The sequence below is a fragment of the Aeromicrobium sp. CFBP 8757 genome (genome assembly GCF_014841755.1).
Taxonomy (GTDB): Bacteria; Actinomycetota; Actinomycetes; order Propionibacteriales; family Nocardioidaceae; genus Aeromicrobium.
The window spans coordinates 172,289-190,246 of the sequence record NZ_JACYUM010000004.1 but is presented as its reverse complement, the minus strand read 5'-3'; the positions used below and the strand labels follow the sequence as shown (position 1 = coordinate 190,246).

Here is a 17,958-nt window from a genome sequence, read left to right as displayed (position 1 = left end):
GACGTGGCGAACGCCAAACCCGATGATCTGGTCGACGAGATCGATGTGATCCGCGACCGTCTGGCGGACACCGTCGATGCCCTGATCGACCGGTCCAACCCCAAGAACGTCGCCCGCCGCAGCCTGGCCGACCTCAAGGCGCACTTCGTCGACGAGACCGGTTCGCCGCGCCTCGAGACGATCGCGCCGCTCGTCGGTGGCGCTCTCGCCGTCGTCGCGGGCATCGTCGTGCTGCGCCGGTTCCTGCGCTGATCATGCCCGGCACGAGGGCGTCCGCCGCATCGTGAGCCCGTCGCGCGACGTCCCGCTGCGGCGCATCCGTCTGCGCCGTCCGACGCTGAGCCTCGACGACCGCCTGCGGCTGGTGCGCAAGCGCTGGCGGCTGCTGCTGCGGCTCAGCGTCTCGACGGCGCTCGCCTTCTTCATCTCGACGCACCTGCTGGGGCACTCGCAGGCCTTCTTCGCGCCGATCTCGGCGGTCATCGTGATCGTGGCCGGAGCCGGCGTGCGAGCGCGGACGCTGTTCGAGCTGGTGCTCGGCGTGGCCCTCGGCGTGCTGGTCGGCGAGCTGCTGATCCTCACGATCGGCCGGGGCACGTGGCAGATCGCGCTGGTCGTCGTCCTGACCGTCGTCATCAGCACCCTGGTGGGCATCAAGGGCCTCGCGCTGACGCAGGCGGCCAACTCGTCGGTGCTGCTCGCGGCCGTCGTGCCGGCCGCGAACGCCGGCAATCCGGCGGTCACGCGCTTCCTGGACGCGTTCATCGGCGGCTGCTGCGGCCTGGCGCTGATCCTGCTGGTGCCGCGCAACCCCGTTCGCGACATCGACGTCGAGACGCAGGAGCTGCTGCGACGTCTCTCGGCCGTCCTCTCGCGCTGCGCCGAGGCGATGCGCCTGGCCGACGCCGACCTCGCCGAGAAGGCCCTGACCGAGGCCCGCGCGATGCAGCCCGACCTGCAGGCCCTCGAGTCGACGGCGGTCAACGTCACCGAGATCGCCAAGATGTCGCCGATGCGCTGGAAGCAGCGCGACCACCTCGACCTCTACGTCGGTGCCGTCAGGGACCTCGACAACGCGATCCGCGACGCCCGGGTGCTGGCGCGGCGCACCGCGGCGATGCTGCGCCACGGTGAGTCCGCGCCGGCCGACATGCACCGGGCGATCGACTGCCTCGCCCGCGCCGTCGAGATCTTCGCCGACGACCTGTCGGAGCACGACGACTTCGCCGAGGCGCGCGAGCAGCTCGTCGAGGCAGCCCGGATCGCGGTCACGGCGCTGCCCGCCGCGATGACGATGAACTCGGCCGCGATCGCGGCGCAGGTGCGGTCGCTGGCCGCCGACCTGCTGTACGCCAGCGGCGCGACCCGCGACGAGATCGACCAGAGCCTCGACTTCGACTGAGCCGGATGGGCCCGGACGGCGGAGGTGGACACCCTCCGCCAGGGTGCGCTACGTTGCTGGAGCTGCTCCCGACCGGGGGCCTGACGACGGAAGAGGTGGACCCATGGATCAGATCATCACCCCGATGACGACCGTGACGTCCTTCCACGTCGTCTCGTCCTTCGCCGGTCACACCTCCGGAGCACCGCACCTGAAGTAGCCCACGTCTGTTGGCACTTCTGCCGCTCCGGATCGTCGATCCGGGGCGGTTTTTCGTCGTTCCCGGGGCCTTCGCCCCAGGGACGAGCCGTCCTCGACCCACCCACCCGAACCTTCTGAAAGGAGGCGCGCCATGAACACCACGCTCGACCACGTCATGCCCGCTCAGCACATCCACGAATGCCCGTCCACGGACGAACACGACGGAGAGGGGGTGAAGGCAGTGGCACTCTTCGAGTCCCGCAAGGGCCGTGAGACGCGCGCCTGGGACGAGCTGTCCGAGATCGATCGAACTGTGCTCCTGGAGTCGGTGCGTCAGCGCCGCAGGCTCCAGCAGCAGAAGCAGACGATCTACACCCAGGTCCACGGAATCCGCAGCAACCGCTGACCCGTCAGCGACGTCGTCCCCGGCGAGCCGTCAGGCACCCGCCGGGGACGACGTCGTCAGGCGTCAGCGCGAGGCGATGGCGTCGGCGAAGGCCAGGATGCGCCGCGCGTCGCGCACGTGCAGCTCCTCGACCATCCGGCCGTTGAACGTCACGACGCCCTGGCCGGCCGCCTGGGCCTGCTCGAAGGTCTCGATCATCGACTGCGCGTGCTCGATGTCGGCCTCGGACGGCGCGAACGCCGCATTGGCCGGCTCGACCTGACCCGGGTGGATCAGGGTCTTGCCGTCGAAGCCCATCTCGCGTCCCTGCCGGGCCTCGGCGTCGAATCCCTCGAGGTTCTTCACGTCGTTGTAGACGCCGTCGATGATGACCTTGCCGGCGGCGCGCGCCGCGAGCAGCGACAGCGACAGGGCCGTCAGCACCAACGGGTTGCGCCCGGGGACGTGCAGGCCGAACGTCTCGTTGACGACGTCGTTGGTGCCCATGACGATGACGGTCAGACGCTCGTGGGCGGCGCAGATCTCCTCGGCGTGCAGCAGCGCGACGGGCGTCTCGATCATGGCCCACAGCTGGGTCCGGTCGGGTGCGCCGGCCGCCTCGAGCGCCGCCACGAGCTGCAGCACCTCGGCGGCGGAGTTGACCTTGGGCACCAGGACGGCGTCGGGCCCGGCCGCGGCGGCCGCGGCGATGTCGGCGTCGTGCCACTGCGTGCCGATGCCGTTGACGCGGATCGCGAGCTCGCGGTGGCCGTACTCACCCGACTGCACGGCGGCGCACACCCGGTCGCGCGCCTCGGGCTTGGCGTCGGGCGACACGGCGTCCTCGAGATCGAGGATCAGGGCGTCGGCGTCGATGCCCTTGGCCTTCTCGAGCGCGCGCTCGTTGGCTCCCGGCATGTAGAGGACGGAGCGCCGGGGGCGCAGGACGGTGGCGGTGTCGGTCATGTCGGTCCTCAGAGGTCGTAGGCGGCGGCCAGCTCGGGGTCGCGCTCGGCGAGCGCACGGGCCAGGTCGAGCATCACGATGCACTGCTTGCAGGAGGCGTCGTCCTCCATCTTGCCGTTGATCATGACGGCTCCCGAGCCGTCGCCCATGGCCTCGACGACCTCCTTGGCGTGCGCGACGTCGGCGGGATCGGGGGAGAAGACCTTCTTGGCGATGTCGATCTGCACGGGGTGCAGGCTCCACGCGCCGACGCAGCCGAGCAGGAACGCGTTGCGGAACTGGTCCTCGCACGCCACGACGTCCTTGATGTCGCCGAACGGTCCGTAGAACGGAAGGATGTCGTTGCCGGCGCACGCGTCGACCATGCGCGCGATCGTGTAGTGCCACAGGTCCTGCTGGTACGTCGTGCGTCCCTGGGTCAGGTCGTCGCCCGTGGGGTCCTCGCGCACGAGGTAGCCGGGGTGGCCGCCGCCGACGCGGGTCGTCTTCATGCGGCGGGACGCGGCCAGGTCGGCGGGGCCGAGCGAGATGCCCTGCATGCGGGGGCTCGCGGCCGCGATCTCCTCGACGTTCGTCATGCCCTCGGCGGTCTCGAGGATCGCGTGCACGAGGATCGGCCGGGTCAGGCCCGCCCGGGCCTCGAGCTGGGCCAGGATGCGGTCGACGTAGTGGATGTCCTGGGCGCCCTCGACCTTCGGCACCATGACGACGTCGAGCTTGTCGCCGATCTCGGTCACGAGCGTGATGAGGTCGTCGAGCGCCCACGGGGAGTCGAGGCTGTTGATGCGCGTCCAGAGCTGCGTGTCGCCGAACTCGGTCTTCCGGGCGATGTCGACCAGGCCCTGACGCGCGGCCTCCTTGTTCTCGGTCTTGATCGCGTCCTCGAGGTTGCCGAGGATGATGTCGACCTTCTTCGCGATGTCGGGGACCTTGTCGGCCATCTTCGGGTTGCTCGGGTCGAAGAAGTGGATCATGCGGCTCGGGCGGAACGGGATGTCCGCGAGCGGCGTCGGCGCGCCGACGGCGAGGGGGCGGAGGAATGCTCGGGGATTGCGCACGCGGGTCAACTCTCTGTCGAGGCAGGTGGGCGTCGAGTGGTGGCGTCGGGGGGTGCCGGACGTCAAAACTACCGGCCAGTATGCCGACGCCGTCGCCGATCGGCACCGTGGGGCCCGTGAGGTCGGCGCTGGCGGACGTCCTCGCGGCGCACGGGTGCACACTGTGAGCGTGGAACCAGCACCGCGCACCGGGGACTCGCCGACCAGGGGCAGTCTCCGTGTCTACCTCGGTGCGTCGCCGGGCGTCGGCAAGACGTACGCGATGCTCGACGAGGGCCGGCGACGGGCCGCCCGCGGCACCGACGTCGTGATCGGCCTGGTCGAGACGCACGGCCGCGAGCGCACGATCGAGCAGGTCGGCGACCTCGAGGTGGTGCCGCGCCGCGTGCTCGACCACCACGGCTCGGCGCAGGAGGAGCTCGACGTCGCCGCCGTGATCGCCCGGGCCCCCCAGGTCGCCCTGGTCGACGAGCTGGCCCACACGAATGCCGACGGGGCGGACAACGCCAAGCGGTGGCAGGACGTCGAGCAGCTGCTGGAGGCCGGCATCTGCGTCATCACGACCGTCAACATCCAGCACCTCGAGTCGCTCAACGACGTCGTCGAGGCCATCACCGGCATCCGGCAGCGCGAGACGGTGCCCGACACGTTCGTGCGGCGGGCCGACGCGATCGAGCTCGTCGACATGAGCCCGCAGTCGTTGCGCCGTCGCATGGCGCACGGCAACGTCTACGCGGCCGACAAGGTCGACGCCGCGCTGTCGCAGTTCTTCCGCGAGGGCAACCTGACGGCGCTGCGCGAGCTGGCGCTGCTGTGGCTGGCCGATCGCGTCGACGAGGGCCTGGGACGCTACCGCGCGCAGCACGAGATCGACTCAACGTGGGCCGCCCGCGAGCGCATCGTCGTCGCGGTCACCGGCGGTCCGGAGTCGGAGGTGCTGATGCGGCGGGCGGCGCGCATCGCGTCGCGGACCGGTGGGGGGCAGTGGGCCGCCCTGTACGTGACGCGCGGAGACGGGCTCGTCCAGATGGATCCCGACCGGCTGCACCGCCTGCACGCCATGACGACCGACATGGGCGGCACGTTCCACTCCGTCGTCGGCGACGACACCGCCACCGCGATCCTCGACTTCGCCAAGGGCGAGAACGCGACGCAGGTGCTGATCGGCGCGAGCCGGCGCGGGCGCCTCTCGACGCTCGCGAACCCGGGTGTCGGCGAGATCGTGATCGCCGAGTCGGGCGACATCGACGTCCACATCGTGACGCACGACGAGGCACGCCGGAAGCGTGGGACCGTGCGCACCTCGCCCGATCTCGGCTGGCGCCGGCGCGCCGGCGGGTACGCGATCGGTGCGCTGGGCCCGTTCGCGCTGACCGCCCTGCTGCTCGCGACACCCGACGTCCACGGGTTGCCGACCGAGGCGATGCTGTTCATGGCGCTCGTGGTGGGCTCGGCGATCGTCGGAGGACGGTGGCCCGCGATCGTCTGCTCGTTCGTCAGCGGCTTCGCGCTCAACTTCTTCTTCACGCCACCGCTGCGCACCGTCACGATCGCGAGCGGCGAGAACGCCTTCGCGGTCGTGCTGTTCGTCGTGGTCGGCGTCGCGGTGTCGTCGGTCGTCGGCCTGGCCGCCCGGCGCTCGGCCCAGGCCGAGAAGGCCAGCGCCGAGGCGGACGCCCTGACGGTGCTGTCGCACAGCCTGCTGCACGCGGGCGACTTCGGCACGCTGCTGGCCGGCGCCTGCGAGCTGTTCGGCATGAAGGGGGCGGCGATCGTCGCGGCCGACGGCGAGGTGCGGCACGCCCACGGCGAGACGGTCGACGCCGCGACGGCCGACGTCGTCATGCCGATCGACGACGACTCGAGCCTCGTGCTCGTGGGACGGTCGCTGCCGGCCGCCGACCAGCGTCTGCTCAAGGCGTACGCGGCGCACGCCTCGGTGCTGGAGGAGCGTCGCCAGGCCGCCAGGGAGAGCAGCGAGCGACGGGTGCTGGCCGAGACCGACCGCACGCGCACCGCCCTGCTGGCGGCGGTGTCGCACGACCTGCGGTCGCCCCTGTCGGCGGTCAAGGCGGCGGTCAGCAGCCTGCGCAACACCGACATCGAGTGGTCGGCCGACGACGAGGCCGCGCTGCTCGAGACCGTCGAGGAGGGGGCCGACCGGCTCGACGAGCTGGTCTCGAACCTGCTCGACATGAGCCGCATCCAGATGGGCGCGGTCAAGGCGCACGTCGACGAGGTCGAGCTCGAGGATGTGGTCCACGCGGCCGTCACGCCGCTGGCGGGACGCTCGCGGGTCGACGTGACGGTCGACCCCGATGCTGCGCTGGTCGGGGCGGACGCGGGGCTGCTCGAGCGGGTCCTGGCGAACGTCGTCGGCAACGCCGTGGCCTACACGCCGGACGGCACCCGGGTCGCGGTCGAGGCGACGCCGGCCACCGGCCGACGCGTCGTCGTCCGCGTCGTCGACCGCGGTCCCGGGGTGCCGGCGGCGCAGAGGGGCGGGCTGTTCGAGCCGTTCCAGCGGCTGGGCGACGTGCCGCGCGGCGAGGGTGTCGGCCTGGGCCTGGCCGTGGCCCGCGGGCTCACCGAGGCCATGGGCGGTACGTTGACGGCCGAGGACACGCCCGGCGGCGGGCTGACGTTCGTCCTCGACCTGCCCGCGGCGGGCGGCGGACGATGAGGAGGGGCGGACGATGACGTTCGTGCTGGCCGTCGACGACGACCCCGCGATCCTGCGCACGCTGTCGATCAACCTGCGAGCCCGCGGCTACGACGTCGAGACCGCCGGCGACGGACGCTCGGCGCTGCAGGTCGTCGACGAGCGGATGCCCGATGCGGTGATCCTCGACCTCGGTCTGCCCGATCTCGACGGCGTCGCGGTGCTGAAGCGGCTGCGGACGTTCACGCAGGTGCCCGTCGTGGTGCTGTCGGCCCGTCACGAGTCCGACGACAAGGTCGAGGCGCTCGACGAGGGTGCCGACGACTACGTCACCAAGCCGTTCGACATGGAGGAGCTGCTCGCCCGCGTCCGCTCGGCCATCCGGAGGTCCGGGGCGGGGGAGGCGGCGCTCGTCGTGACGGCCGGCGACGTGCGTCTCGACGTCACGGAGCGCCGCGCCACCCGCGGCGGCGACGAGGTGCGGCTCACGCCGACCGAGTGGCACGTCGTCGAGGTGCTGGCCAGGCGACAGGGCCGGCTCGTCCGCCAGGCCGATCTGCTGCACGAGGTGTGGGGCCCCGGCTACGACCGCGAGACCAACTACCTGCGCGTCTACCTCGCGCAGATCCGCCGCAAGCTCGAGTCCGATCCGTCCCGCCCCACGATGTTCCTGACCGATCCCGGCATCGGCTACCGCCTGGTGACGTCGAGCTCCTGAACGCCCGGGAGCGTCACAGGTCATCGGCGCGCACGACGCGCCGCAGGGCCGAGAGCAGCTCGATCTCCGGTCGGCGGGCGACCAGGTCCTCGACCCGGTCGAGGACGTCGTTCACGTGCTGGCTGTCGGCCGCCACCACCGAGACGGCGATCCCTGCTCGTCGGTGCAGGTCGAGGGCGGCCGTCTCGGCCGCCGAGACCGAGAACGTCCGCCGCAGGTCGGCGATCAGGGGACGGACCACCGACCGCTTCTGCTTGAGGGAGTGCACGTCGCCCAGCAGCAGGTCGAACGAGATCCAGCCGACCCACGTGCCGTCGCGTCCGCCGCTCATGCGTCGGCGGGGTAGCCCTTCGTCAGCAGCTCGACGAGGGTCGGACGCGTGGGCGTCCAGCCGAGCTCGCTCCGGGCGCGCTCGCCCGTCGCCTGCTGGTCGAGCAGGAGCGCCTCGCCGAACGCTCCGAGCCGCTCGAGCGTCGCGTCGTCCGACTCCGGCTCGACCGTCGGGGTCACCGCCTCGCCGAGCTCGCGGACCGTGGGGTTGTCCCCGGACGCCGCGATGTACGCCTTGCCGCCCGGTGCCCGGGTCAGGACCCGCACGTAGAGATCGGCCAGGTCGTCGACGTGGACCGTCGTCCAGTGCTGCTCACCGCTGCCGATCAGGGTCAGGGTGCCGCCGTCGACGCCGCCGGCCAGCATCGCGGGGATGCCGGCTCCGCGGCCGTAGACGATGCCCGGCTGCACGACCGACCCCTTGACGTCCGAGGTCAGGACGCGCTGCTCGCCGGCCGGCCGCCACGACGTGATCGTGGGGGCATGCGGCTCCTGGGTCTCGACGATCGCGTCGCCCGAGCCGTACGTCCAGATGCCACCGGTGTGCACGAACGGCTTGTCGGTGCCGCCGAAGGCGTCGAGAGCAGCGGTGATCACCGAGTCGTTGAGCTCGGCGTCGCGCTCGTCCCCGCCGGCGGCGGTGTGCACGAGGCCGTCGTGCGTGCGCAGCTCGGAGGCGAGCCACGGGGCGTCGAACAGGTCGCCGATGACGCCGGTCGCGCCGAGGTCGCTGGCCTTGAGCGACGACTGCTGGCTGCGGACGACCGCGGTGACCTGGTGTCCCTGCGCGACGAGTGCCGCCGTGACGGCCGATCCGATGAGTCCGGTGGAGCCGGTGAGCAAGATCTTCATGCCTGCGTCAACCGGGACCATACCGACGGTATTCCGCGTCAGTCGAAGATCTCCGAGAGCCAGTGCTCCTTCTTCTTCTTGCGGTACGGCTGCTGCCCGTAGCCGCCACGCCGGTCGTCGTACCGGGGGGACTCGTCACGGCGGGGAGCGTCGTACCGCGGCTCGGCGTACTGCTGCTGGGGCACGGGGGAGGGGGCGGCGGGCGCGGCGGGGACGTCCGCGGCGGCCCGCTCGAGGATCTTGTCGAGCTCGCCGCGGTCGAGCCACACCCCCCGGCACTCCGGGCAGTAGTCGATCTCGATGCCGGCCCGCTCGCTCATCACGAGGGTGGCGCTGTCGGTGGGGCACTTCATACCTGACCAACTCGCGTCGAGCTGCCAGAGTTCCCGCAGGTCAGTGGCCGGGGTGGCGACGGGTGAGCTGGACGAGCTTCTCGACCGCCGACACCGTCAGCACGGTGCCGGTCGCGACGATCAGCATCCAGCCGACCCCGTCGACCAGGACGTGCGTCCACCGCGGTGCCCCGGGTCGGTAGAGCACGGCGGCCACGACCGTCAGGACGACGAGTCCGACCGCGAGCACCACGAGCGCCTCGAGGGCCCGCGACTCGGGTGACCGTCGGCTCGCCATGTGACCCACGTTACGTCGAGCCGCACGGCCTCGCCAGCGCGCTCGAGGAGCCAGACGTCACGAGCAGGGGACGCACCGGCGGGCCACGGGCCGTGCCTCGAGCCGTCCGTCGGGGATCGTCGCCCCGCACCGCTCGCACACCCCGTACGTCCCGGCACGCACGCGCTCGAGGGCCGCATCGATCTCGACGAGCCGTCCGCGCACCTGCCCGACCATCGTGCTGACCTGCGAGCGCTCGAAGGCGATCGTGGAGCCCTCGGGGTCGTGCTCGTCGTCGGCGTTGGAGTCGGCGGACGCCTCGACGATGCCGTCGAAGTCGCGCGTCAACGAGGCGAGCAGTCGCTGCGACGCAACGCGCTCGGCCTCGAGCACGGTCGTCGCGGTGCCGGTGTCCATCGCGTGCACCTCGTCGAGAAGGAGACTGCTCCGAGAAGAGACTGCTCTGAAAAGAGACTGCTCTGAAAAGAGCAAAGGCCCCGTTCGGCGAGGAACGGGGCCTTCACAGTGCGGCATCAGGGACTCGAACCCCGAACCCGCTGATTAAGAGTCAGCTGCTCTGCCAATTGAGCTAATGCCGCCGAGTGGCTGAGCCACGAAGCGAGAGAAACGTTAGCAGGGGGTCAGGTGGTTCTCGAAACCAGGCCTCCCTCGAGCACCGCGTGGGCCGCGTTGTGCCCTGCAATTCCGCTGACTGCGCCTCCGCGGCGGGCTCCGCTGCCGCACATCAGCACCCGGGGGTGGGACGTCTCGACGCCCCAGCGGGCCGCCGCCGAGCGGGGGCGTTCGTCCTCCTCGAGCCACGGCCACTGCAGGTCGCCGTGGAAGATGTGCCCGCCCGGCATGCCCAGGGCGGCCTCGATCTGCGCGGGCGTCTTGTGCTCGACGCCGAGCACCAGTGGCTCGAACGGCTCGGCGAGGTGCTCCTCGAGCGCGTCGACGACCTGGCGGTACGCCCGCTCGGCCGCGGCCGCGTCCGGCAGCACCTCGTACGGCGTGTGCAGGCCGAAGTACGTCAGGGTCTGCGCGTCGCTCGCGACGAGCTCCGGGCCGAGGATCGAGCGGTCGGTCAGCGTGTGGCAGTACAGCTCGCCGGCGGCGCGGTCCGGCAGCTCGCCGTCCGACGCCTGACGCCACGCGGTCTCGAGCTCGCTCATCGACTCCCCGAGGTGGAACGTGCCGGCGAACGCGATCGCGGGGTCGACGCCCGACCGCAGACGGGGCAGCCGGGAGACGAGCAGGTTGACCTTGAACTGCGAGCCGGACGGCTTGGGCGGCGCGGGTCGTCCCATCAGCCCGGCCAGCACGTACGGCGCGACGCCGCTCAGCACGACGTCGGCGTCGACCGAGAAGCCGTCGCCGGCGACCACCACGCCGTCGTCCGACGCCGTGACCGTCGTGACGCTGGCGCCGGTGACGATCGTCGCCCCGGCCTCGCGGGCGACGCGTTCGAGCTCGCCCGTCACGGCACCCATGCCGCCCACGGGAACCCGCCACTCGCCCGTCCCGTTGCCGATCAGGTGGTAGAGGAAGCAGCGGTTCTGGACGAGCGAGGGGTCGTGCAGCGACGCGAACGTGCCGATCAGCGCATCGGTCCCGACGACGCCCCGGACGAGGTCGTGCGAGAACCGCCGCTCGATCGCGGCGCCGAGGGGCTCGTCGACGACGTCGGTCCACACGGCCATGTCGCTGAGGTCGCGCAGGTTGCCGATGTGGGGGAGCGGCTCGAGCAGCGTCGGCGCGACGACGCCGGCGAGGTCGGCGACCTCGGCGTAGAACCGTCGCCACGCGTCGAGGTCGTCGTCGGAGCCGGTGAGGGCGCGGAACGAGTCGCGGGTCGCCGGCCCCTCGGTGGTCTCGACGAGCAGTCCGGAGTCGCCGTACGGGGTGTACGACGCCGTGTCGCGCGAGCGCAGCTCGAGGCGCAGACCCAGCTCGTCGATCAGCTGCTGGGGCATCAGGCTGACGAGGTACGAGTAGCGCGACAGGCGTGCGTCGAGGCCCTCGAACGTCTGGGCGCTGATCGCCGCGCCGCCGACGTGCAGCAGGCGCTCGAGGACGACGACGTCGCGGCCGGCGCGGGCCAGGTAGGTGGCGGCGACCAGGGCGTTGTGGCCGCCACCGACGATCACGGCGTCGGCACGGGCGGGCGGGGTCTGCGTCATGGCGTCCAGCCTAGGGTCGGGCGGTCCGCCGCGTCCGTACGTGTGGGCACCGATGCGGCTCCGCGGTCGGGGAATGCTTGACGGTAGTTGAATGTTGAATTAGGTTGAGACACCTACCGAGGAGAACCCGATGCCTGCTGTCACCGCTGCCGACTGGACCGTCCTGCCGCGCGTCATCGCGACGCCGACCCAGACCGAGGACCGCGCGCCGGTCAGCGTCACGACCGCGCCGATCGGCTACGAGGGGGAGGGCTTCCCCGTGCACCGCGCCTTCGCCGGTGTCGACGCCCGCCAGCTCGATCCCTTCATCCACATGGACCAGATGGGCGAGGTCGAGTACCAGCCCGGTGAGCCCAAGGGCACCCCGTGGCACCCGCACCGCGGCTTCGAGACCGTGACCTACATGATCGACGGCGTCATGGACCACCAGGACACCCACGGTGGCGGCGGCTCCATCACCGACGGCGACACCCAGTGGATGACCGCCGGATCGGGCCTGCTGCACATCGAGACCCCGCCCGAGTGGCTCGTCGTCAAGGGCGGCGTGTTCCACGGTCTGCAGCTGTGGGTCAACCTGCCGAAGGCCTCGAAGTGGCTGCCGCCGCACTACCAGGACATCCGCGGCACCGACGTCGGCCTCGCGTCGACCCCTGACGCCGGAGCCCTGCTGCGCGTCATCGCCGGCGAGGTCGACGGCGTCGAGGGCCCGGGCTCGACCCACACGCCGATGACGATGGTCCACGCGACGGTGCTGCCCGGCGCCGAGATGACGGTGCCGTGGCGCACCGACTTCAACGCGCTGGTCTACGTCATGGGCGGCACGGGCCACGTCGGGCGCGAGCGACGTCCGCTGCGCGCGGGCCAGCTCGCGGTGCTCGGCCACGGCGAGACCGTCACGGTCGGCGCCGACCGTCAGCAGGCCGGCAAGGACCCCGCGATGGAGGTCGTGCTGCTCGGCGGCCTGCCGATCCGGGAGCCGATCGCCTGGGCCGGGCCGTTCGTCATGAACACCAAGGCCGAGGTCGCCCAGGCGTTCGCCGACTTCCAGAAGGGACGGCTCGGCACGATCCCGACGGTCCCGCACGACGACGTCCACGGCGAGCTGCTGCCGGAGTAGCGGCCCGCGCCGGTCCGGTCAGCCCTGGCAGAACATCTGGTCGTACGGCCCGGTCGTTGTCCGCTGCTCGGTGACCTCGCCGTTGACCGTGATGGTGCACGTGACCGGGATGCCGGCCGGACCGGCGATCGAGAACAGCTGCGCGTAGTCGGGCGGGCCGTAGCCGATCGTCGTCATCGACCACGACGTCCCGGGGCTCTCGACGGTGCCGGTCGAGCTGTCGAGGCTCGTCGGCACGATGTAGCCGACGTAGGCGATCGGGGCGGCCGAGGTCATGCTCAGCGTGATGCGCATCTTCGGCAGCCCCTTGACTCCGCCCTCGCCGCCGAGCCCCGTCAGGGTGGCACCCGCGCCGGGGAAGCCCGGGATGCCGGTGAGGCCGCTCGTCGGCGAGCCGGCCCGATCGGTGTCGGCGGCGTCGGACGGCGCGACGTACTCGGGGGTGTCGACCGAGGGGACGGCCACGGTCGTCTCGGCGCGCGGCTCGGCCTCCGAGCCTCCGAGCAGGAGGGTCGACAGGGCGAAGCCCATCACCACCACGCCCGAGACGGCCGCGACCGCCGCCACCGTCCGCGTCCTGTCACGTCTCGTCCGACCCATGGTCACTTCAACGAACGACGCGGCGGTTGGTTAGTCGTCGAGGTGCTCCGAGGCGGGGCTGTGATCGGCGGACACGCCCTGCGCGGCGGCCTCGGACACGCTCTGACCGAGCCACGACGTGACGGTCCATCCCTCGGCCGTCGAGCCGTCCACCACGACGACGCCGGTGTTGGTGACGTAGTGGTCGGTGACGAAGTCGAGGTCGACGTTGTCGGCCCGCACGGCGCACCACGCGCGGATGATCGCGCCGTGGCTGACGAGCGCGACGTTCTCGGCACCGGACGCCTCGACCTCGGCCACGACCTCGTCGAACCGCTCGACGACCTCGCGCCCGGTCTGCGCGCCCGGCATGCGCAGGTCGAGGTCGCCGCCGCACCACGCGAACAGCGTCGACACGTACTGGTGCACCGACGCATCGTCGCTGAGCCCCTCGACGTCGCCGGCCGCGATCTCGCGCAGGCCGGCGCGCTCGACCGGCTCGAGGCCGCGGGCGGCCACGAGCGGTGCCGCAGTCAGGTGCGTGCGCACCATCGTCGAGACGTAGAGCGCGTCGATCGGCTGGTCCGCGAGCGCCCCGACGAGCTGTTCGGCCTGCTCTGAGCCGAGGGACGTCAGGCCCGGCCCGGGCACGGTCGACTCGAGGATGCCGTCGACGTTGGCGGGGGTCTGCCCGTGGCGGACGAGGATCAGGCGCATGACCGAAGCCTACGGAGGGGTCGGCGCGCTACGGATAGGGTCTGCCCATGGCGAAGTATGTCGGCGCGATCGACCAGGGCACGACCAGCACGCGGTTCATGGTCTTCGACCACGACGGCAACGAGGTCGCCCGGCACCAGCTCGAGCACGAGCAGATCATGCCGGAGGCCGGCTGGGTCGAGCACGACCCGCACGAGATCTGGGAGGCGACGCAGGACGTCGTCCAGGCCGCGATGGGCCGGGCCGGCATCGAGGCCGACGGGCTCGCGGCGATCGGCATCACCAACCAGCGCGAGACCACCGTCGTGTGGGACCGCCGCACCGGTGAGCCCTACTACAACGCGATCGTGTGGCAGGACACGCGCACCGACAAGATCGCGAACGCGCTCAACCGCGGTGACGCGGGCGCGCTGATCTGCGAGCGTGCGGGCCTGCCGCCCGCGCCCTACTTCGCCGGCGGCAAGCTGCAGTGGATCCTCGAGAACGTCGACGGGGTGCGCGCCGACGCCGACGCCGGCCACGCGATCTTCGGCACGATCGACACGTGGCTGATCTGGTGGCTCACGGGAGGCCCCGACGGCGGTCTGCACCTGACCGACGTCACGAACGCGAGCCGGACGATGCTGATGGACCTCGAGACCCTCGCCTGGGACGACGAGCTGCTCGCGATCTTCGACGTCCCCCGCGCGATGCTGCCCGAGATCAGGTCGTCGTCGGAGGTGTACGGCCACACGACGGACGACGGGCCGTTCTCGGGCGCCGTCGCGATCGCCGGAGACCTCGGCGACCAGCACGCGGCCCTCGTCGGCCAGGTCTGCTTCGAGCCCGGTGAGCTCAAGAACACCTACGGCACGGGCAACTTCCTGGTGCTCAACACCGGCACCGAGATCGTCCGCTCGACGCACGGCCTGCTCACGACCGTCGCCTACCAGCTCGGCGACGCGCCCGCGGTCTACGCGCTCGAGGGGTCGATCGCCGTGACGGGCTCGGCGATCCAGTGGCTGCGCGACCAGCTCGGCATCATCAAGGCCGCGGGCGACTCCGAGGCCCTCGCCGCGAGCGTCGACGACAACGGTGGCGTCAGCTTCGTCCCGGCCTTCTCGGGCCTGTTCGCGCCCTACTGGCGCTCGGACGCCCGCGGCGTCATCGTCGGCCTCTCGCGCTACAACACCGGTGCCCACGTGGCGCGCGCCGCGCTCGAGGCGATCTGCTACCAGAGCCGCGACGTCGTCGACGCGATGATCGCGGACGCCGACCTCGACCTGCAGATCCTGCGCGTCGACGGCGGGGTGACGGCCAACGAGCTGTGCATGCAGATCCAGGCCGACGTGCTCGGCGTGCCCGTCAGCCGCCCGGTGGTGGCCGAGACGACGGCCCTCGGCTCGGCGTACGCGGCCGGTCTGGCGGTCGGCTTCTGGTCGACGACCGACGAGCTGGTCGCCAACTGGAACGAGTCGAGGCGGTGGGAGCCGACGTCGACCCAGGACGACCGCGACACGGGGCACGCGCAGTGGAAGAAGGCCGTCGAGCGCACGATGGGATGGGTCGACCTCGACTAGCGCCGTGCCGGGAGGCGTCTGCTGGGTCACATCGGGTCGCGGGCATTAGCCGCGCTGTGACAGGACTGATTGACTGTCAGCATGCGTCCCGTCGCCCTGTCGCCCGAGAACCGCCACGCCGCGCTCGACGCGATGGCGTCCACACCGCTCGACATCCTCGTGATCGGCGGCGGCGTCGTCGGTGGCGGGGCCGCCCTCGACGCCGCGACCCGCGGCCTGACCGTCGGCCTGGTCGAGGCCCGCGACTTCGCGTCCGGCACCTCGAGCCGGTCGAGCAAGCTGATGCACGGTGGGCTGCGCTACCTCGAGATGCTCGACTTCCGGCTCGTGGCCGAGGCGCTCAAGGAGCGCGGTCTGAGCCTGCAGAAGCTCGCGCCCCACCTCGTCCACGAGGTCGGCTTCATCTACCCGTTGACGCACCGGGTGTGGGAGCGGTTCTACGCCGGCTCCGGCGTGGCCCTGTACGACGCCATGAGCAAGGCGTCCGGATACGGCCAGGACGTCCCGCTGCACCGCCACCTGACGCGTCGCGGTGCCCGCCGGATCATGCCCGCGCTCAAGAAGGACGCGCTCGTCGGCGCCCTGCACTACTACGACGGCCAGGTCGACGACGCCCGCCACACGATGTTCCTGTCGCGCACCGCCGCGGCCTACGGGGCCCACGTCGCGAGCCGCACGCGGGTCGTCGACCTCGTCCGCGACGGCGACCGGGTCGTCGGCGCGCGCGTCAAGGACCTCGAGTCGGGCGCCGAGTTCGACATCCTCGCCAAGCAGGTCGTCAACGCCAGCGGCGTGTGGACGGACGAGACGCAGTCGTTCGCGGGGGAGCGCGGCCAGTTCCACGTCCGGGCCAGCAAGGGCGTCCACCTCGTCGTGCCCCGCGACCGCATCCGCGGCGAGTCGGGGCTGATCCTGCGCACCGAGAAGTCGGTGCTGTTCGTGATCCCGTGGGGACGCCACTGGATCATCGGCACGACCGACACCGACTGGTCGCTGTCGAAGGACCACCCCGCCGCGAGCCGCAGCGACATCGACTACCTGCTCGACCACGTCAACGCCGTGCTGGTCGAGCCGTTGACGCACGCCGACGTCGAGGGCGTCTACGCCGGGCTGCGTCCGCTCCTGGCCGGCGAGGACGAGGCCACCAGCAAGCTGTCGCGCGAGCACGCGGTCGGCACGAGCGTCAAGGGCCTGGTCGTGATCGCGGGCGGCAAGTACACGACGTACCGCGTCATGGCCAAGGACGCCGTCGACGCGGCGGTGCACGGCATGTCCGCGGTGTCCGACCGCGGCGTGCCGCCCTCGGTGACCGAGGACGTCCCGCTGCTCGGTGCCGACGGCTACGGCGCGATGTGGAACCAGCGCCACCAGATCGCCCGCACCAGCGGTCTCGGCGTCGGACGCGTCGAGCACCTGCTGCACCGCTACGGATCGCTGATCTCCGAGGTGCTCGACCTGATCGAGGCGCGCCCCGACCTCGCGGCCCCGCTGACCGGCGCCGACGACTACCTGCGTGCCGAGATCGTCTACGCCGCGAGCCACGAGGGCGCTCGGCACCTCGACGACGCGATCGCCCGGCGCACCCGCATCTCGATCGAGACGTTCGACCGCGGCGTCGACGTCGCCGCCGAGGTCGCCGACCTGATGGGCGGTGTGCTCGGGTGGACCGCCGAGCAGCGCGACAACGAGGTCGACCACTACCTCAAGCGGGTCGAGGCCGAGCGCGAGAGCCAGACCATGCCGGACGACGAGACCGCCGACGCCGCCCGCATGGGCGCCGACGACGTCGTGCCGGTGTCGACGCGAGACGGGCAGGGCATGGCATGAGCGCCGACGACGAGACCATGACGAACGGCACCGCCGTCACCGACGAGGAGGTCGTCGCCGACTACGACGTCCGCTCGCCGGCGTCGCGCACCCTGCTCACGGTCGTCGGGACGGTCCTGGCGGTGACGGTCGTCGCCGGCCTCGTGCTGGGCTTCTCGATCCTCCAGCGCAGCACCACGACGTCCACGAGCGACATCGAGATCGGCCGGTCGGCGCAGATCGTCGTGGACGCGGGATCGTCCGACCTGCGGATCGTCCAGGGCACGGAGGACCTCGTCCGGGTCTCGGCGCGCATCACGAGCGGCCTGCGCAAGACGGACTTCGAGATCGGCCGGCGCGGCGACCAGATCAAGATCGTCTCGGGCTGCCAGACTTGGCTCAACCCGGGCTGCGGCGTCGACACGACGCTCGAGATCCCGAAGGGCTTCCCGGTCGTCGTCCGCACGACGTCCGGCGACGTCTCGGTGCGCGACGTCACCGAGGGAGTCCTGACGATCCAGAGCGGCAGCGGCGACGTCCGGGCCTCCGGGCTCGAGCTCGACGAGCTCGCGGTGCAGACCGGCACGGGCGACATCACAGCGACGTTCGCGTCGCAGCCGTTCGCCGTCAAGGCGACGTCCCGCGAGGGCGACATCACCGCGACCCTCGCCGGTGGCAAGCGCACGTACGACGTGACGGCCACCTCCGAGTCGGGCGACGTGTCGTCGTCGATCGACTCCGACGAGGACGGCGACGGCTTCATCCGCGCCACGACCGACTCGGGCGACATCTCGCTGTCGCGCCGCTGAGGTCGTCGGAGCGCAGGAACGACAAG

At 71.6% G+C, this 17,958-nt stretch carries 19 protein-coding genes and 1 tRNA gene; 9 read left to right on the top strand and 11 right to left on the bottom strand.

Going from position 1 to position 17,958, the window contains the following annotated elements; translation table 11 throughout:
• Positions 1-3: 3 nt before the first annotated feature.
• From IFT73_RS12795 to IFT73_RS12785, 3 genes are all read left to right on the top strand, one after another.
• Entirely contained in the window at positions 4-252 is a 249-nt protein-coding gene (locus tag IFT73_RS12795) for a DUF3618 domain-containing protein (RefSeq protein ID WP_192167959.1), read from the top strand.
• Positions 253-283: 31 nt separating this feature from the next.
• Positions 284-1,402 (top strand): FUSC family protein, encoded by a 1,119-nt coding sequence (locus IFT73_RS12790; RefSeq protein WP_192167958.1) that lies wholly within the window; start codon positions 284-286, stop codon positions 1,400-1,402.
• 331 nt (positions 1,403-1,733) lie between these two features.
• Positions 1,734-1,988 (top strand): hypothetical protein, encoded by a 255-nt coding sequence (locus IFT73_RS12785; protein WP_192167957.1) that lies wholly within the window; start codon positions 1,734-1,736, stop codon positions 1,986-1,988.
• A 63-nt stretch (positions 1,989-2,051) separates the two neighbouring features.
• Here the strand turns inward: IFT73_RS12785 and IFT73_RS12780 are convergent, their stop codons facing one another.
• Both IFT73_RS12780 and IFT73_RS12775 read right to left on the bottom strand, forming a co-directional pair.
• Positions 2,052-2,933 (bottom strand): CoA ester lyase, encoded by an 882-nt coding sequence (locus IFT73_RS12780; protein WP_192167956.1) that lies wholly within the window; start codon positions 2,931-2,933, stop codon positions 2,052-2,054.
• A gap of 8 nt (positions 2,934-2,941) precedes the next feature.
• Positions 2,942-3,991, bottom strand: a complete 1,050-nt coding sequence (locus IFT73_RS12775; RefSeq protein WP_192167955.1) for an aldolase/citrate lyase family protein — start codon at positions 3,989-3,991, stop codon at positions 2,942-2,944.
• 169 nt (positions 3,992-4,160) lie between these two features.
• Between IFT73_RS12775 and IFT73_RS12770 the strand changes: the two genes are divergently transcribed.
• Together IFT73_RS12770 and IFT73_RS12765 are read left to right on the top strand one after the other, a co-directional pair.
• Positions 4,161-6,674: an ATP-binding protein gene (locus tag IFT73_RS12770; protein WP_371811264.1), complete on the top strand. Its 2,514-nt coding sequence runs from the start codon at positions 4,161-4,163 to the stop codon at positions 6,672-6,674.
• A 13-nt stretch (positions 6,675-6,687) separates the two neighbouring features.
• On the top strand, positions 6,688-7,371 hold the full coding sequence (locus IFT73_RS12765) for a response regulator (RefSeq protein WP_192167953.1): 684 nt from the start codon (positions 6,688-6,690) through the stop codon (positions 7,369-7,371).
• Positions 7,372-7,384: 13 nt separating this feature from the next.
• On the opposite strand, the gene IFT73_RS12760 is transcribed toward IFT73_RS12765, so the two are convergent.
• The 7 genes from IFT73_RS12760 to IFT73_RS12730 all read right to left on the bottom strand — a co-directional run bounded on the left by IFT73_RS12760 (position 7,385) and on the right by IFT73_RS12730 (position 11,345).
• Positions 7,385-7,702, bottom strand: coding sequence for a DUF503 domain-containing protein (locus IFT73_RS12760; protein WP_192167952.1), 318 nt, complete (start codon positions 7,700-7,702; stop codon positions 7,385-7,387).
• A complete protein-coding gene (locus IFT73_RS12755; protein WP_192167951.1) occupies positions 7,699-8,553 on the bottom strand; it encodes an NAD-dependent epimerase/dehydratase family protein in 855 nt (284 codons plus the stop codon). Before IFT73_RS12755 ends, IFT73_RS12760 begins: the two co-directional genes overlap by 4 nt.
• A 38-nt stretch (positions 8,554-8,591) precedes the next feature.
• Positions 8,592-8,906, bottom strand: coding sequence for a zf-TFIIB domain-containing protein (locus tag IFT73_RS12750; protein WP_192167950.1), 315 nt, complete (start codon positions 8,904-8,906; stop codon positions 8,592-8,594).
• Positions 8,907-8,946: 40 nt separating this feature from the next.
• A complete protein-coding gene (locus IFT73_RS12745; protein ID WP_192167949.1) occupies positions 8,947-9,183 on the bottom strand; it encodes a hypothetical protein in 237 nt (78 codons plus the stop codon).
• Between the two features lie 57 nt (positions 9,184-9,240).
• Complete coding sequence (locus IFT73_RS12740) at positions 9,241-9,579, bottom strand: TraR/DksA C4-type zinc finger protein (protein ID WP_192167948.1); 339 nt, start codon at positions 9,577-9,579, stop codon at positions 9,241-9,243.
• A gap of 109 nt (positions 9,580-9,688) precedes the next feature.
• Positions 9,689-9,761: transfer RNA gene (locus IFT73_RS12735), tRNA-Lys, on the bottom strand.
• 42 nt (positions 9,762-9,803) lie between these two features.
• Complete coding sequence (locus tag IFT73_RS12730; RefSeq protein WP_192167947.1) at positions 9,804-11,345, bottom strand: NAD(P)/FAD-dependent oxidoreductase; 1,542 nt, start codon at positions 11,343-11,345, stop codon at positions 9,804-9,806.
• Between the two features lie 130 nt (positions 11,346-11,475).
• On the opposite strand from IFT73_RS12730, the gene IFT73_RS12725 reads away from it, so the two are divergent.
• A complete protein-coding gene (locus IFT73_RS12725) occupies positions 11,476-12,462 on the top strand; it encodes a pirin family protein (protein ID WP_192167946.1) in 987 nt (328 codons plus the stop codon).
• 18 nt (positions 12,463-12,480) lie between these two features.
• On the opposite strand, the gene IFT73_RS12720 is transcribed toward IFT73_RS12725, so the two are convergent.
• Both IFT73_RS12720 and IFT73_RS12715 read right to left on the bottom strand, forming a co-directional pair.
• Positions 12,481-13,029, bottom strand: coding sequence for a hypothetical protein (locus tag IFT73_RS12720; protein WP_192167945.1), 549 nt, complete (start codon positions 13,027-13,029; stop codon positions 12,481-12,483).
• 63 nt (positions 13,030-13,092) lie between these two features.
• Entirely contained in the window at positions 13,093-13,758 is a 666-nt protein-coding gene (locus IFT73_RS12715; RefSeq protein ID WP_192167944.1) for a histidine phosphatase family protein, read from the bottom strand.
• A 47-nt stretch (positions 13,759-13,805) separates the two neighbouring features.
• On the opposite strand from IFT73_RS12715, the gene glpK reads away from it, so the two are divergent.
• The 3 genes from glpK (at position 13,806) to IFT73_RS12700 (ending at position 17,932) form a co-directional block, all read left to right on the top strand.
• Positions 13,806-15,317, top strand: a complete 1,512-nt coding sequence (gene glpK, locus IFT73_RS12710; RefSeq protein WP_192167943.1) for a glycerol kinase GlpK — start codon at positions 13,806-13,808, stop codon at positions 15,315-15,317.
• An 81-nt stretch (positions 15,318-15,398) separates the two neighbouring features.
• Positions 15,399-17,144, top strand: a complete 1,746-nt coding sequence (locus tag IFT73_RS12705) for a glycerol-3-phosphate dehydrogenase/oxidase (protein WP_192167942.1) — start codon at positions 15,399-15,401, stop codon at positions 17,142-17,144.
• Positions 17,141-17,932 carry a DUF4097 family beta strand repeat-containing protein gene (locus tag IFT73_RS12700; RefSeq protein ID WP_192167941.1) on the top strand — a complete coding sequence of 264 codons (792 nt, stop codon included), beginning with the start codon at positions 17,141-17,143 and terminating at the stop codon, positions 17,930-17,932. Before IFT73_RS12705 ends, IFT73_RS12700 begins: the two co-directional genes overlap by 4 nt.
• Positions 17,933-17,958: the final 26 nt, after the last annotated feature.